Here is a 12,747-nt window from a genome sequence, read left to right on the forward strand (position 1 = left end):
TTTTATTTCCCGAAAGTGTATGTTGCTCCTATTTGATAAACTAAATTAGTACTATTAGCTCCATTTGCATAATAATTAGTAAATGCATCGGTTAGACCTTTTTTAATTCTTGCTTCAAATGAAACTCCATTTTTAAGGCTGTATCCTAATCCACCAATAATTCCTAAATCGATATCTTGCCCTTTATTGAAATTTCTTTCTTTATCATTTGGGTCTACTTTAAATGTATCTGCAATAAGTATGTCACAAAAAGGTCCTACTAATACATAAACACTTTCCGTAAAATTAAATTTATTAATCGTTACTCCAGAAATATATTGCAGTGATGCATTTACATTGGCTTCTTTATAACCAGTAATATAATAACTATTTGTTGCATTGTCATAAATAGTTATAGTTCCCATAGAAACGTTTCCTTTACCTCCTTGTCTTGAATATGTTAATTCAGGTTGTAATGTGTAAAATTTCGAAAGTTTTAAAGCTCCAAATGCTCCGATGTAAAAATCGGTTTTGTTTCCAAGATTTGAATCTGTCAATTTTGAAATGTTAATTCCGGCTTGAATTCCCGGTTTAAAAGTTACTTGTGCTTGAGCCTGAAAAATTCCTATAATCGAGAATGCGGCAAAAAATAAATTTCTATAATTCATTGTTCTATTTTACTTTAAATGTATAACTAATCCCAATTTGGAAAACGTTATTTAAGATGATGTTATCATAGTAGTCGTCGTAGTAGTTGTTGTTATTATCAATACCATCATATCCGTAAATATCGATTAGTCCTTGTTTAAATCTTGCTTCAAAAGTTAAACCATTAGGCAAAGTATATCCAAGACCAGCAACGAAAGCAACATCAACTCCAACAGGATTGTAGTCGTATGAAGGGAAATTGTCACTTGTTTTAAAATCTACCGACGGACCACCTAATATATGAAATCCACCTCCCGCAAAATGAAATTTAGCAACTGCACCTAATGAAACATAATTTAATTCGTAGGTTACTTTTCTTGATCTAAATGATCCTAATGCGTATTCACGTGCTTCTGCACCTTGTCTTGTATAGGTTAATTCTGGCTGAAGGGTAAAATATTTATTGAATCTTATGGCTACCAAACCCCCCACATAAAAATCTGTTTTAGCGTCGCTAGATCCAAAATTAGTTAAGTTCGAAATATTTAAACCCCCACGAATTCCTGGACTTACAGTTACCTGAGCTTGTGTGTTAAGGATTCCAACAAGGAATACAACTGCGATTAAGATTAATTTTTTCATTTTTGATTTAATTTTTAATGATTCGTTTAAGTTTTACTCTGATTTAAAATAATTCAGCTCTATTTTTAACTTTATATTTTGATGTAAAATCTCTATTTTTTCTGCAAAAATATTGTTTTCTGAACTAAAACTAATAGTTATTTTTTCTTTTGTTTGTGAGGCATGTACTACCTTCTCTAGTTTGTTATTTTCTTTAGATAAAAATATAAAATTATATTGGTTGTCATCTTTGGTTTGGTAGATGGTATTTTCTTGATTTTCAAATAATTTGTCGATTATGTAGTTCTTTTTAAGAAGTAAACGAAAATCTTTTTTTAAGGTCGAAATAAGAATTTTTCGGTCTAATTCGGATACAATTGAGTTGACTTTAAAACTGGTTTCCGAAATTTCAAAGTCTAATAATTTGTTACCAAATTCAGTTGTAAATACTACTCGATGTGTAGTATCATTTATTTTCTTGGCAATAAAAATTCCTGACAGTTCATGACCATAAACCGTTATGTTTGCTTTATAGACATAATCAATTTCGGGATTAGAAAAATAAGGAGCTTCGTAAGTCGTTTTTTCTAATGGTTTTGGAGTATAATTTTTGGTAATTTTTTGACCACAAGAAAATAAGAAAATGACTAGAAAGCAATTAATTAGTAAAAACGGAGTCGTCGATTTTTGCATTTATCACTTTATTTTTAAGTACAATTCGAGTATAATCTTCAGATGATTCAAGTAATTTTACCTGAACAACAGTTGCGTCTTCTTTATCAAAAGTCAATTCTATTTGCTTGATGTATTTTTTTAAAGTTACATCTTTTGGAATAAACTTGGCAATGTTCTGGTTTTTTGATTTAAAATAACTGATGCTAAATTCCTTATCATCAAACATATCGCCACTTACACTACCTACAATAAGTTTATTGATTCGACCAAAGATTTTGCTGTTTCCAATATCAACAGCACTTTTTTTGCCTTCGTCATTAATCAGGATTTTACCGTTTTTAAAAACAATACTATAATTATATGGTTTCTTGTATTGCCATTGTAATAAGCTTGGTTCCTTAAAAATCATCTTTCCAGATGTTTCAATATCCTTGGATAAAAAATCCAAATGTTTGTACTGAATGAAATCGGTACTTAATGTTTTTATTTTTTTAGAAACTACATTCACAGATTGCTTGAAAGCTGCAATTTCACTATCAGACATTTTTTGTTCTTGTGCAAAGGAGTTCAAGACGAACAGGTTCAGAATTATAACGGATAAGTATATTTTAGTCTTCTTCATATGCTTTAAGATTCAAAAGTTTTTCAACCGAAATTACGGTGTAATTGTTTTGCTGCAAGAACTGCAAGAACTGTTCCAAGACCAAAACCGAATGCTTGGCTGTATCGTGCAAAAGTACAATTCCGCCAGGAGAAACTCGTTTTATAATGCGATTGTAAATGATTTCTTGGTCTTTAATGCCGCCATCAAGGGATCGGATATTCCAACCAATTACTTTATGTTTACTTATTTTTAAAGCTCTTCGTATAGATGGTGTTGTTACGCCATACGGTGGACGGAAAAATTGTATTTTTTTTGAAGTAAATTTTTCCAGCAATGCATCCGTTTTCCTCAGTTCTTCGAGTATTTTTTTTGCATTGTAAAAATCAAAAAAATCAGAATGACTATAAGAATGATTCCCTACCAAATGTCCTTCGGATAAAATACGTTCTATAATTTCGGGATGTTTCTCGATGTTTTTTCCAATGCAGAAAAAGGTAGCTTTTACATCGTATTTTTTTAAAACATCCAGAATTTCTAATGTAGTTTCGCTCGGACCATCATCAAACGTTAATGCAATTTTCTTCCTGGTCAATGATGGATTATTGCAATAGGCTCTTACATGATAATTAGAATTTATTCGTGCCGAGTTTATCGCAGCAATACTCAACCAGATTATTCCAATGATAATAAACCACCAAATATTGATTGCGATATAAAGTTTCGAAAGAAGCAGTAAAAGCAATATGATGATAAAAAACAAAGAAGTGTTTTTATGCGTTATCATTTTGAAATTAATGTAAAACTATGGTCTTTACCGTTTAATTGATTGTACAATAAAATAGTATTATATGCTGGTTTCTCTAGTGAATTAACTTTAATCAGTTCTGGAATTGTTTGTGTTTTGATAATTTTAGAACCAACCCATAATCCAAAAGACGAAGCGGTATTGTATTCTCCACAAAGATGTTTGTAATAAACCTGTGGTGTATTTGCGAAAGCATTTTCGGTTAAATTGGTATAATAAGAATCGAATTCTACATCACCATTTAAGCCTAAAACCACAGCATCAATATCCGAAATTTTTAAATTATTCGATTTTAAGAATTTAATAATTTCAGCTTCAACTTCATTTTCTTGTAACTTGTTCTTGATTTCTACATCTAGAAGTTCAGCATAAGTAGTTTCTTTTTTTTCATTTTCTAAAACAAAAAAACTAGCTCCTTCACCACAAACATATCCTTTTGTGGTTTCGTTTAAAAGTTCGTAAGGTTCGTTTCTTTCTCCTTTTATGTATCCTGCTAATTTAAAAAGTGAGATAGTATAATCTCCGTTTTCATCAACTCCACCCACTAATACTGAGTTGGCTTCGTTTCCTTCAATCTGCATTTTTGCATCCAAAAGAGCCGACTCAAAGGAGATTGCACCATTTACATAAGTAAAGTTATATCCCTTGCATTGCAATGTTAGGGCAATTTGTGCTCCAACAGTATTGTGTGTTGATTGTATAAAAGCAGTAGGAGTTAAAAACTCCTCGTTATTATCGATAATTGCTTTTAGGAATTTCTCCGAATCTTCGATGCAACCCATTCCAGTTCCAGTAATAATAGCATCGATATTCGAAATATTGGCTTCTTTTAATGCATAAGCCGAAGCTACGATCCCGTTTTTAATTCCATTAGCCATTCTTCGGCTTGCAACTGGAGAAATGAAATCTTTGTAGACAGGTTTTTTTAAAAATAAAACGTTGTCATTTTTATTCCATTCAGCATCTTCTAAAAAAACAGTATCAAATGTTTTTTGAGCTGAAAGACAACCTGTACCATTTATATATGTTTTCCTCATTTGCTTTTAGAAAATATAAGAGTAGAACAATTACCACCAAATCCGAAAGAATTTGATAATACGTGTTCGATATTTTTATGTTTTAATGTTGTTTGTGGCGTTAGGTTAAATTCCTGCATTGGAGTTTCAAAGTTTAAACTTGGGAAAACCACATTGTTCTGAATAGCAAGTACGCTATAAACCGCTTCGATTGCTGCTGCCGCCGCAAGTGTATGTCCTGTAAAAGGTTTGGTTGAGCTAAAATCGGGAACAGGTTTCTGGTCGTAAATTCTAAGAATTGCTCTTCCCTCAGATAAATCATTATTGGGAGTTGCTGTTCCGTGAACATTTATATAATCGATCTCGCCAGGGTTTATAGCAGCAACATCAAATGCTTTTTTCATAGCAAGATAAGCGCCATCGCCATTTTCGGATGAAGCAGTTTGATGAAAAGCATCATTGGCATTGCCATAACCCGAAACACGAGCAAGTACTTTTTTGTTTTCTTTTTTTACAATTTCTTCAGATTCTAAAACTAAGAACGCAGCTGCTTCGCCTAGGTTTAATCCTTTGCGTTCATCATCAAATGGTTTATTATATCCATCAGATAATATCATTAAAGTTTTAAAACCGTTGATTGTAAATTTTGCCAAAGCATCGGTTCCACCAACAATTACTCGGTCTAGTTTTCCGGTTTTTATCAATCGTGCACCAAGCATAATTGCATTTGCAGCCGAAGAACAAGCCGTACTTATTGTAGTAACCATTCCTATTAATCCGAGTTCGTCGGCAATTTTTTGAGCTACATCGCCACAATTATGACAACTAATGTATTTTTCGAGTTCGGGATTATCGAAATAATCGTAATAATATTTCTCGGTCATATCCATTCCGCCAACGCTTGTTGCCGAAATTAATCCCGTTTTATATTCATTAATTGATGTAATTCCTGCATTTGCTACAGCTTCTTTGGCAGCAATTGTACCAAGCATAGCTGTTCTTGAAAAGTTGTTTTCTTCGTCAAGTTGTAATTGAGCGATTAACTCAGCATTGGTTTTTTTTATTTCACCAACCTTAATAACATCGGCATGAACTGTCGAAATGTTTTCGATAGTTGTAATAGCAACTTTGTTATTTATTAATGAAATATAATTTTCCTCAACCGAATTCCCGATTGAAGAAATTATTCCCATACCAGTTATAGCAACTCCTTTTACCATTTTTTTAGACGACTTAGATTTTTAGACTTACTTAGACTTCTTAGATTTTCTAGATAAAAATTCATGAAAAACTAGAGGATAGTTGAATAATTTAAAAATCGAACAATTTATTATTTTAAACTTTGAAAAAGCTTTTTGAAACTATTTTAGACTTTTTAGATTTTAGACAATACTTTTATCTAATCCCGTCCCGACGTTTCGGGATCGGGATAAAAATCTAAGCCAGTCTAAGCAGTCTGAAAAAGTCTATTTAGTTCTATTAGCTGTTATGTAAGCAGCCATTGACTCAATTGATTGGAAAATTACTTTTCCTTCTTTCGGGTCAACTAATTTAATTCCGTAATCTTTATCAAGAATAACAATTAATTCCAAAGCATCGATAGAGTCTAAACCTAGACCATCTCCAAACAAAGGGTCATTGTCATTAATATCTTCAAGGGTAATATCTTCAAGGTTTAAAACAGTAATAATTTTATTTTTTAATTCTAATTTTAATGCGTCCATGATTATTTATTATATAATGTTTCTATCGTTTCGTTTTGATACTTATGGTTTTCGTCTTTACCAATCAGGCAAAGAAAAGCTTTATATTCCTCATTAAAAAATTCAACCCATCCACAAAGTACCTTTTCCGCTTTATTGGTATGCAAAAGCGTATTGGCATAACTGTTCATGAATTCTGGATTGAAGGCATCAAATATAAAGAAAGAATTCTCGCTTTTTAATTGATGACGTATGCTTATTTCGCCCAAGCAAATGTTTGGCAAGGTATAAACAAAAACGGCCGGACTTGGATAATAATTCTCTTTATCAGATATAGATTCCTGATACTTTACATCGGTATCTAAACTTGATGATTTATTGGCTAAAAGTAAAGCGGTATTGTTTTCTGTTTGCTTTGCCAGTTCACTATCGTTCGGGTCCGATTCTGTCTCAGACTTCAAAAGTAATTCGGCTCCTAAAAAAGCAAGTTTGCTTAAAGAATCCATTTTGAAAAACTTAGGATAATTAATCTCAAAATTGCGATACGCTTGTTTCGAGAAATCAGCAAATAAAGTGGGTTCTGTTTTGAATACAGAAGCTTCATTCAAAACAATTTCGTTGTTTTGGATTGCGCAATAGGATTGTATGTATGTTTTGTTTTGAGTCATTTTATTTTAAACACTAATTAGCACTAATTTTTTGGTTTTTTAAATTTCACTAAGATTTGAATACTTTAAAATGTATAATCGCAATACTTCTTTTATTTTATGAAACCCAAGTATGAATGATTTTATCGATTTTCCATTTTCCAGATTTATTTTCAATTATAATTAAAAAGCCTCTTCCACATCTTCCACCTCCGCAAGAAGCACCGGCAGATAGTATCCCTGAGGTTTTTGTTTTATTAAACTGGATTCTCGATACTGAAATAGTTCCAACAGGCAATAAATTACTTTTGTCATCGAGATTCCAATTTTTTTCATGAGGATATTTTGATGTTCTTTGAAAATTAAACTTTTTATTATTTTCAAAAGTTTTTAAATCAAATTTGTATTCGTCTGTTTCTTTTGAAATGTCATAAGAGTATTTGGAAAGATTAATTTCTTTGATAATCATTTCAGTTTCTTGAGGACTAATTTTTTTCACATCATCATAAACACCAATTAAAATTCGAGTTTTATCGTTTTTGATACTATCCTGTTCAAGATTATATTTTTTTAATTCAGCATGATAACCAATTGTATCTTCTTTATTGGTTTTAAAATCAATTCTTGGCATTGGCGGTGGAAGAATAGTTCTTCTATCCATATATATTGAGTCAACTATTTCAAGAAAAACATTATTAATAACATTCTTCTCAAATTGTAGTTCGTCGACTTTCTCAATTTCCTTTTTTTTACATCCAAAAAAAGAAAGAAGAATAATGAATATAAATATACCGGTTGATGATTTCATGTTTATTATCAGTTAATCTGTGAAAATTAGTGCAATTCGTGTTTCACTTTTTCAAAAACCACAGCCGTATTACAACCTCCAAATCCCGAAGCTGTTTTTAGGAATGTCTTGATATTTTTATCTTCATTTTTTTCAATAACATTTATCGATTGACTTACGCCTAATTCATCAAAACCTAATGAAACAAAAAGCTTGTTTTGGAGCACAGACTCGATGGCAATAACTGTTTCTAATAATCCTGACGCGCCCAATGTATGACCATAAAAACCTTTCAGACTATTTACAGGAACTGTTCCCATTTCTAATCGGTTGAAAGCGATGGCTTCCATTTCGTCATTAAAAGATGTTGCGGTTCCGTGTGCGGAAATATAATCGATATGTTCTGGTTTTATTTGTGCTTCGTTCAGGGCATTTTGAATACTTCTGAATAAGCCTTCACCAGTTCTTGAAGGTCCCGAAATATGATTGGCATCGTTTATTGAACTATCTCCAGTAACTTTTATTTTTGAATTTTTGGCTTCCGCCGAAACTAAAACTGCCGCAGCAGCTTCGCCAAGACTTACCCCAGTTCTGTTTAAAGAATACGGTTTGCATGGTAAATTGCTCATTGCCTGAAAAGCATTAAAGCCAGACAAAACAAATTCTGAAACTTCATCGCCGGCAACGATAAAAACGTTGTCGTAAAGTTCGCTTTGTATTAATCTTTTGGCAACCGAAACGGCTAGAATTCCAGATACACAAGCATTTGAAACTACTATTGGCTGGGTTTTAAATCCAAAATAATTAGCTATTGTCTGCGACAAAGTATGCAAATGTGCATTCTGAAAACTCTCTTGCGAATCATTTTTTAATGCAGTAACATTTCCTTTAGTTGTCGAAAGTATAAAGGCTGTCTTTGAATCTAAATCTATTTTTGAGTTTTTGACAATTGGCTCTAAAGCCAAAATCATCATTTTCTCTAATCTCGAATAGTTGGTTTCGGAACTAACTTTCGCGAAAGCGGTATTTAGTTTCTCATCATTTATAATGGATGCATAAAAAGGATTTGGCATCAACGATACATCTTCATGCAACTGAATACCAGATTCACCACGTAGGATAGTTTCAATGTTTGATGGAACATTAAACCCTAATGGTGTGATGCAATTGGTTTGCGCGATGTAAACTGCTCTTGTCATTTTTATTGTTTTATCCTAACAGGTTTTTAAAACCTGTTAGGGATCTTGTATTTATTATCATATCTACAAGGTAAAAAAAACCTTGTTGGAAAGCTTTCCTGTGATTGTATCTTGTGTTACCTAAAAAGGCACGCAGATTTTACAGATTAAGCAGATTTACACGGATTATTTTTATTTCGTGATAATTCGTGTTTGTTTTTACTTCAATAATCCAACTTTTCGTTTCCATTCCTCATAAAAAGGAGGATTGGTAAGCATTAAATTCCCTTCTTTATTTAAAAATACCTGAGTGGTTTCGCCTGTGCAGACAATCTCATTATTGGTATTGAAAATTCTAAATCTAAAAATTATTTTTGCGGCAGGAGTATCTACAATACTTGTTTCTACTCGGATGACATCGCCATAACGTAAAGATAATTTATGTTCGCAAATAGATTTTACAATTGGGGTTGTATAGCCACTTTCGGCAACATCCAGATAGGTAAGTTTGTGTTTACGCCCGAAAGCTTCACGACCATCTTCAAAATAAGTTATATAATAGCCGTGCCAAACGATTCCGAGCGCGTCGGTTTCGTTAAAGCGAACTCTAACTTCTTCGGTAACTGTTAATGCAATAGCTTCGTTATACTGCTCTTTTCTTCTTATCATATGCTAAGGCAATTGTTGTGGTAATTATAAAAAACAGAAATAATAAACTTATTTCTGGAATGATTTCTAAGATAGATGCGTTACGTAATAACACATCATAAAATGCATTTAATCCCCAGTTCATCGGTGATGATTTGGCGATAATTTGCATAATTTTTGGCATTGCAAAAACAGGAACCCAAACTCCTCCAATTGCAGCTAAGATAATAACACTTGTTGCGCCAAAGGGTGCCGATTGTTCTTGTGTTTTGGCAACGGTTCCTAATAAAATCCCGAAACCAATAGCTGCAAATCCAGAGAACAACGCAGCGATACTCATTAAAAATAAATGTCCTTCGATATTAAGTGGTGGCAAACCAATTTCTGGAAACAGAAAAACAGCAACAGCAACCATCATATAAAACTGAATCATACAAATTACGGAATACGTAATTGTTTTGCCCATCATTACAACACGATTTGAAACGGGATTTGTTAATAATCGAACGAAGGTTCCTTGTGTTTTTTCTTTTACAATATTAATCGAAAGCGGAATCACAATAAAGAACATAGCAAAAAGTGTCCAAGCCGGAACGTTATGTTGTGTCGAATTTGGCAACACTTCTTTGTTGTTTACTCTAGGAACTATTTCTTTGAAAGTGATAAAACTTTTTTGCTCAAAACTAGCGCTTCCTTCTCCTAGTTGTTCCTGAAAAGCAGTGTATATAGAATGTGTTTCTATTTGCGAGATCATCTTATCGATAGAGTTCATAACCGCATTCTTGAAACTCATTTGTACCGCAGGGTCAAAGTATAGTTTAACCTCCTTTTGGTTGATTATTTTAGGAGTTTCTGTTTGGGCAAGTGTATCGGTTAAACCAATGCTGCTCACTATTTTTTGTACATTCTGGTCGATTTTTGCCTGTAAATCTTTACTTAAGTTTTGCGGAATTACAATTGCTAATTGATATTTTCCTTTATAAACAGCTTCTTTGGCAACAGCCTCGGTTAAAGGAATGTTGTCGATTTGAGTTACTACAGTAAACAGGTTGCTTTTTTGCAAATTATCATAAACTGTTTTGGCTACTGAACCGTTGTCGTTATTAACGAGAAGAATTTCGATTTTAGAATCGCTTACGGTTTTAAATGTACTATCCTGAATTAAGGTTACGGTAATAACAAGTACCAGAGGCATCACAAATAAAATGATTAATCCTCCTAAATCTCTTTTTAGTAAAAGAAATTCTTTCACAACGGACATCCATAGTTTATATATCATCTCTCAGTTCTTTACCAGTTAATGAAATAAAAACGTCCTCTAGGTTTTGGGCATTTTGTGTATTCGATATTAATCCTGACGGAGTGCCTTGGGCATAAATTTTCCCTTGGTCAAGTATTGCAATATCACTACAAAAATCTTCCGCCTCAGATAAATGATGCGAAGTATAGATTATAGTAGTTCCGTTTTGGTTGAGGTATTTTAGGTAATCAATAATAGCATTTTTAGATTGCACATCGACACCAACTGTTGGTTCATCCAGAAATATAATTTTAGGATTGTGTAATATCCCTGCAATTAGATTGATTCTTCTTTTCATTCCTCCCGAAAAGGTTTCGATGCGTTTATCGGCAAATTTCAGTAAACCCAAAAGGTCTAAAGTTTCGATTACTTTGTCTTTTAAATCCTGACCTTTTAAGCCGTACATACTCCCGAAATAATGCAAATTTTCTCGTGCGGTTAGGGTAGGATATAAGGCATACTCCTGAGGAACAACGCCGATAAATTTTTTTATTTTGGTAGCATTAGTTCCATATGTCATTCCGTTAATTGTAAAAGAACCCGAAGTAGGCTTGACTAAACCACAAAGCATAGAAATTAATGTGGTTTTTCCGGCTCCATTTGGACCTAATAAACCAAAAATCTGACCTTCGTTTATAGTAAGCGTTAAATCGTTCAAAGAATACATTTCTGCATTTTTGTACTTTTTAGAAAGGGATGTTATTTGAATAATGGGTTGCAAAATATATTAGCTAATTGCTTTTTTTAATTTCTTAAAGAACACTTCTTCTCTATTGGCAATGTCCAAAAGTTGGTCGGCAATAGTATTGTAAGCATCATTTTTGGCACTTCGGTTTTTGTAGATTCTTGAAGCTTCTACAGCAAAATCTCTCCATAAATCTCCAATTTGGGTCATTTCTTTCGAAAGGATTTTTAAATCTTCATTGTTTAAAATAACGGCAGCTTCTTGTAAAAAAGCAGCATATATAAAACGGAATCCTCCGCCACCAGTTCCTATCTCTTCTTGCATTCGTACCATTTGCGCAAGGTAATGATTGGCCTTTTTGGTTCCGTGTTTAAGAGGCCATTTGCGTATTTTTCCCGAAACTAGTTTTATTCCTTTAACACCAATAATAGGCATTGGCGCAAGCATATCGCGACAGGTATTTTTTATTCCTTTGATAATTGCACTTTTTAAATCAACGTTCTCAGGAATATGAATCGGATAATACATTTGCCCTTTTGGAGCAAAAGCACCTTTGGCAAAACGTACTTTGTCTAAGTCGACATGTGTAAGCGTGGTAACGGTTTCCATTACAGGGTCGCTAATAAGATAATCGGTATCGGTTTTTCCGTAAACCACTAAGTTATGAGCATTGAAATGAAAGCGATATTCGTCTGGAAAATAAGTTAGGTTGTAAACACCGACTTGTAATCCTGTTGGGATATTATTTTTTAGATTTTCATCTAAAGCTTGGCTTGCTTTGGAAATGGATGAAAACTTTTGTCTTTTTATTTTTAAATGTAATCTATTGGCAACTCTCCTAAAAATTTGTCCTGGCAAGGTTCTGTAACTTATTGCAGGTGCATAATTAACTTTTATAAAAGGCAGGTACACAAAAAAAAGCCCTGAGCCAATACCAAAAACCATAGGTTCACTTAAATTTAAACCGCTGTTTTTTAGCAAATTTGAAGCTACTCCATTTTCGCAATGCGCCGATTGATGATGTGTAAAAGTAGTTTGCATTAATCTGTTTTAAAATTTTTTAATTCGGATACTGTGATTGAAAAAGCATCAGCATATTTTTGTAAAATGCGGTCATTTAGTTTTGCAAAGATAGCGGGTTTAAAATGCCTTTTTACGCGCCATTTCCACAGACCAACATAATTAGAAAGGATTAACAAATCCATTCGGTTCAATTCCATAAAATAGCAAATAGGACTTAGTTCTCCGTTTTTGACTTGCAATTTTGCATCGGCGATGCGTTCGTTTATTTCATCGATAGAATTAGAAAGTGCAATAGTTTTAGGTTCCCAACCTGTACTTAGAGCTGTAGTATAATTACCGTTTTCGTCGGTTGCATATACAAGCTCTTTCATATTGTTTTTGGTTAAATTCCCTTGGTCTTGTGGTACTTTTTCTTTTTCCATATTGTC

General features: G+C 33.0%; 16 protein-coding genes. All 16 read right to left on the bottom strand.

The features are described from left to right. Window positions 1-2 precede the first annotated feature (2 nt). The 16 genes from OA93_RS24120 to OA93_RS11575 all read right to left on the bottom strand — a co-directional run bounded on the left by OA93_RS24120 (window position 3) and on the right by OA93_RS11575 (window position 12,741). Window positions 3-647 (bottom strand): outer membrane beta-barrel protein, encoded by a 645-nt coding sequence (locus tag OA93_RS24120; protein WP_052259435.1) that lies wholly within the window; start codon window positions 645-647, stop codon window positions 3-5. 4 nt (window positions 648-651) lie between these two features. Beyond that, entirely contained in the window at window positions 652-1,269 is a 618-nt protein-coding gene (locus OA93_RS11505) for a porin family protein (RefSeq protein ID WP_039113360.1), read from the bottom strand. Between the two features lie 33 nt (window positions 1,270-1,302). Continuing rightward, window positions 1,303-1,941, bottom strand: coding sequence for a hypothetical protein (locus OA93_RS11510; protein WP_039113361.1), 639 nt, complete (start codon window positions 1,939-1,941; stop codon window positions 1,303-1,305). Beyond that, on the bottom strand, window positions 1,907-2,467 hold the full coding sequence (locus OA93_RS11515; protein ID WP_240474724.1) for an outer membrane lipoprotein carrier protein LolA: 561 nt from the start codon (window positions 2,465-2,467) through the stop codon (window positions 1,907-1,909). Before OA93_RS11515 ends, OA93_RS11510 begins: the two co-directional genes overlap by 35 nt. 64 nt (window positions 2,468-2,531) lie before the next feature. After that, a complete protein-coding gene (locus OA93_RS11520) occupies window positions 2,532-3,311 on the bottom strand; it encodes a polysaccharide deacetylase family protein (RefSeq protein WP_039113365.1) in 780 nt (259 codons plus the stop codon). Further along, complete coding sequence (locus OA93_RS11525) at window positions 3,308-4,369, bottom strand: beta-ketoacyl synthase N-terminal-like domain-containing protein (protein ID WP_039113366.1); 1,062 nt, start codon at window positions 4,367-4,369, stop codon at window positions 3,308-3,310. The genes OA93_RS11520 and OA93_RS11525 overlap by 4 nt, the downstream gene beginning before the upstream one ends. Beyond that, window positions 4,366-5,568, bottom strand: a complete 1,203-nt coding sequence (locus OA93_RS11530) for a beta-ketoacyl-[acyl-carrier-protein] synthase family protein (protein WP_039113369.1) — start codon at window positions 5,566-5,568, stop codon at window positions 4,366-4,368. Before OA93_RS11530 ends, OA93_RS11525 begins: the two co-directional genes overlap by 4 nt. A gap of 246 nt (window positions 5,569-5,814) precedes the next feature. Continuing rightward, window positions 5,815-6,072, bottom strand: a complete 258-nt coding sequence (locus OA93_RS11535; protein ID WP_035620100.1) for a phosphopantetheine-binding protein — start codon at window positions 6,070-6,072, stop codon at window positions 5,815-5,817. A 2-nt stretch (window positions 6,073-6,074) separates the two neighbouring features. After that, window positions 6,075-6,719, bottom strand: coding sequence for a 3-oxoacyl-ACP synthase (locus OA93_RS11540; protein WP_039113370.1), 645 nt, complete (start codon window positions 6,717-6,719; stop codon window positions 6,075-6,077). Between the two features lie 97 nt (window positions 6,720-6,816). Then, window positions 6,817-7,506, bottom strand: coding sequence for a hypothetical protein (locus tag OA93_RS11545; RefSeq protein ID WP_039113371.1), 690 nt, complete (start codon window positions 7,504-7,506; stop codon window positions 6,817-6,819). Window positions 7,507-7,532: 26 nt separating this feature from the next. Next, entirely contained in the window at window positions 7,533-8,684 is a 1,152-nt protein-coding gene (locus OA93_RS11550) for a beta-ketoacyl synthase N-terminal-like domain-containing protein (RefSeq protein WP_039113372.1), read from the bottom strand. A 198-nt stretch (window positions 8,685-8,882) separates the two neighbouring features. Then, complete coding sequence (locus OA93_RS11555; protein ID WP_039113373.1) at window positions 8,883-9,332, bottom strand: acyl-CoA thioesterase; 450 nt, start codon at window positions 9,330-9,332, stop codon at window positions 8,883-8,885. Further along, complete coding sequence (locus OA93_RS11560) at window positions 9,307-10,590, bottom strand: ABC transporter permease (protein ID WP_039113374.1); 1,284 nt, start codon at window positions 10,588-10,590, stop codon at window positions 9,307-9,309. Before OA93_RS11560 ends, OA93_RS11555 begins: the two co-directional genes overlap by 26 nt. Further along, complete coding sequence (locus OA93_RS11565; RefSeq protein WP_039113377.1) at window positions 10,580-11,278, bottom strand: ABC transporter ATP-binding protein; 699 nt, start codon at window positions 11,276-11,278, stop codon at window positions 10,580-10,582. The genes OA93_RS11560 and OA93_RS11565 overlap by 11 nt, the downstream gene beginning before the upstream one ends. 60 nt (window positions 11,279-11,338) lie before the next feature. Then, complete coding sequence (locus OA93_RS11570; RefSeq protein ID WP_039113379.1) at window positions 11,339-12,337, bottom strand: BtrH N-terminal domain-containing protein; 999 nt, start codon at window positions 12,335-12,337, stop codon at window positions 11,339-11,341. Beyond that, window positions 12,337-12,741 carry a hypothetical protein gene (locus OA93_RS11575; RefSeq protein ID WP_039113380.1) on the bottom strand — a complete coding sequence of 135 codons (405 nt, stop codon included), beginning with the start codon at window positions 12,739-12,741 and terminating at the stop codon, window positions 12,337-12,339. The genes OA93_RS11570 and OA93_RS11575 overlap by 1 nt, the downstream gene beginning before the upstream one ends. Window positions 12,742-12,747: the final 6 nt, after the last annotated feature.

This window comes from Flavobacterium sp. KMS (genome assembly GCF_000813005.1).
In the GTDB taxonomy this organism is placed as follows: Bacteria; Bacteroidota; Bacteroidia; order Flavobacteriales; family Flavobacteriaceae; genus Flavobacterium.

Bases quoted from the DNA above. Each gene is read 5' to 3' on its own strand.
- OA93_RS11535 (WP_035620100.1), bottom strand. From the start codon at position 6,072: ATGGACGCATTAAAATTAGAATTAAAAAATAAAATTATTACTGTTTTA.
- OA93_RS11525 (WP_039113366.1), bottom strand. From the start codon at position 4,369: ATGAGGAAAACATATATAAATGGTACAGGTTGTCTTTCAGCTCAAAAA.
- OA93_RS11565 (WP_039113377.1), bottom strand. From the start codon at position 11,278: ATGTATTCTTTGAACGATTTAACGCTTACTATAAACGAAGGTCAGATT.
- OA93_RS24120 (WP_052259435.1), bottom strand. From the start codon at position 647: ATGAATTATAGAAATTTATTTTTTGCCGCATTCTCGATTATAGGAATT.
- OA93_RS11510 (WP_039113361.1), bottom strand. From the start codon at position 1,941: ATGCAAAAATCGACGACTCCGTTTTTACTAATTAATTGCTTTCTAGTC.
- OA93_RS11515 (WP_240474724.1), bottom strand. From the start codon at position 2,467: ATGTCTGATAGTGAAATTGCAGCTTTCAAGCAATCTGTGAATGTAGTT.
- OA93_RS11505 (WP_039113360.1), bottom strand. From the start codon at position 1,269: ATGAAAAAATTAATCTTAATCGCAGTTGTATTCCTTGTTGGAATCCTT.
- OA93_RS11530 (WP_039113369.1), bottom strand. From the start codon at position 5,568: ATGGTAAAAGGAGTTGCTATAACTGGTATGGGAATAATTTCTTCAATC.
- OA93_RS11550 (WP_039113372.1), bottom strand. From the start codon at position 8,684: ATGACAAGAGCAGTTTACATCGCGCAAACCAATTGCATCACACCATTA.
- OA93_RS11520 (WP_039113365.1), bottom strand. From the start codon at position 3,311: ATGATAACGCATAAAAACACTTCTTTGTTTTTTATCATCATATTGCTT.
- OA93_RS11570 (WP_039113379.1), bottom strand. From the start codon at position 12,337: ATGCAAACTACTTTTACACATCATCAATCGGCGCATTGCGAAAATGGA.
- OA93_RS11560 (WP_039113374.1), bottom strand. From the start codon at position 10,590: ATGATATATAAACTATGGATGTCCGTTGTGAAAGAATTTCTTTTACTA.
- OA93_RS11540 (WP_039113370.1), bottom strand. From the start codon at position 6,719: ATGACTCAAAACAAAACATACATACAATCCTATTGCGCAATCCAAAAC.
- OA93_RS11555 (WP_039113373.1), bottom strand. From the start codon at position 9,332: ATGATAAGAAGAAAAGAGCAGTATAACGAAGCTATTGCATTAACAGTT.
- OA93_RS11545 (WP_039113371.1), bottom strand. From the start codon at position 7,506: ATGAAATCATCAACCGGTATATTTATATTCATTATTCTTCTTTCTTTT.
- OA93_RS11575 (WP_039113380.1), bottom strand. From the start codon at position 12,741: ATGGAAAAAGAAAAAGTACCACAAGACCAAGGGAATTTAACCAAAAAC.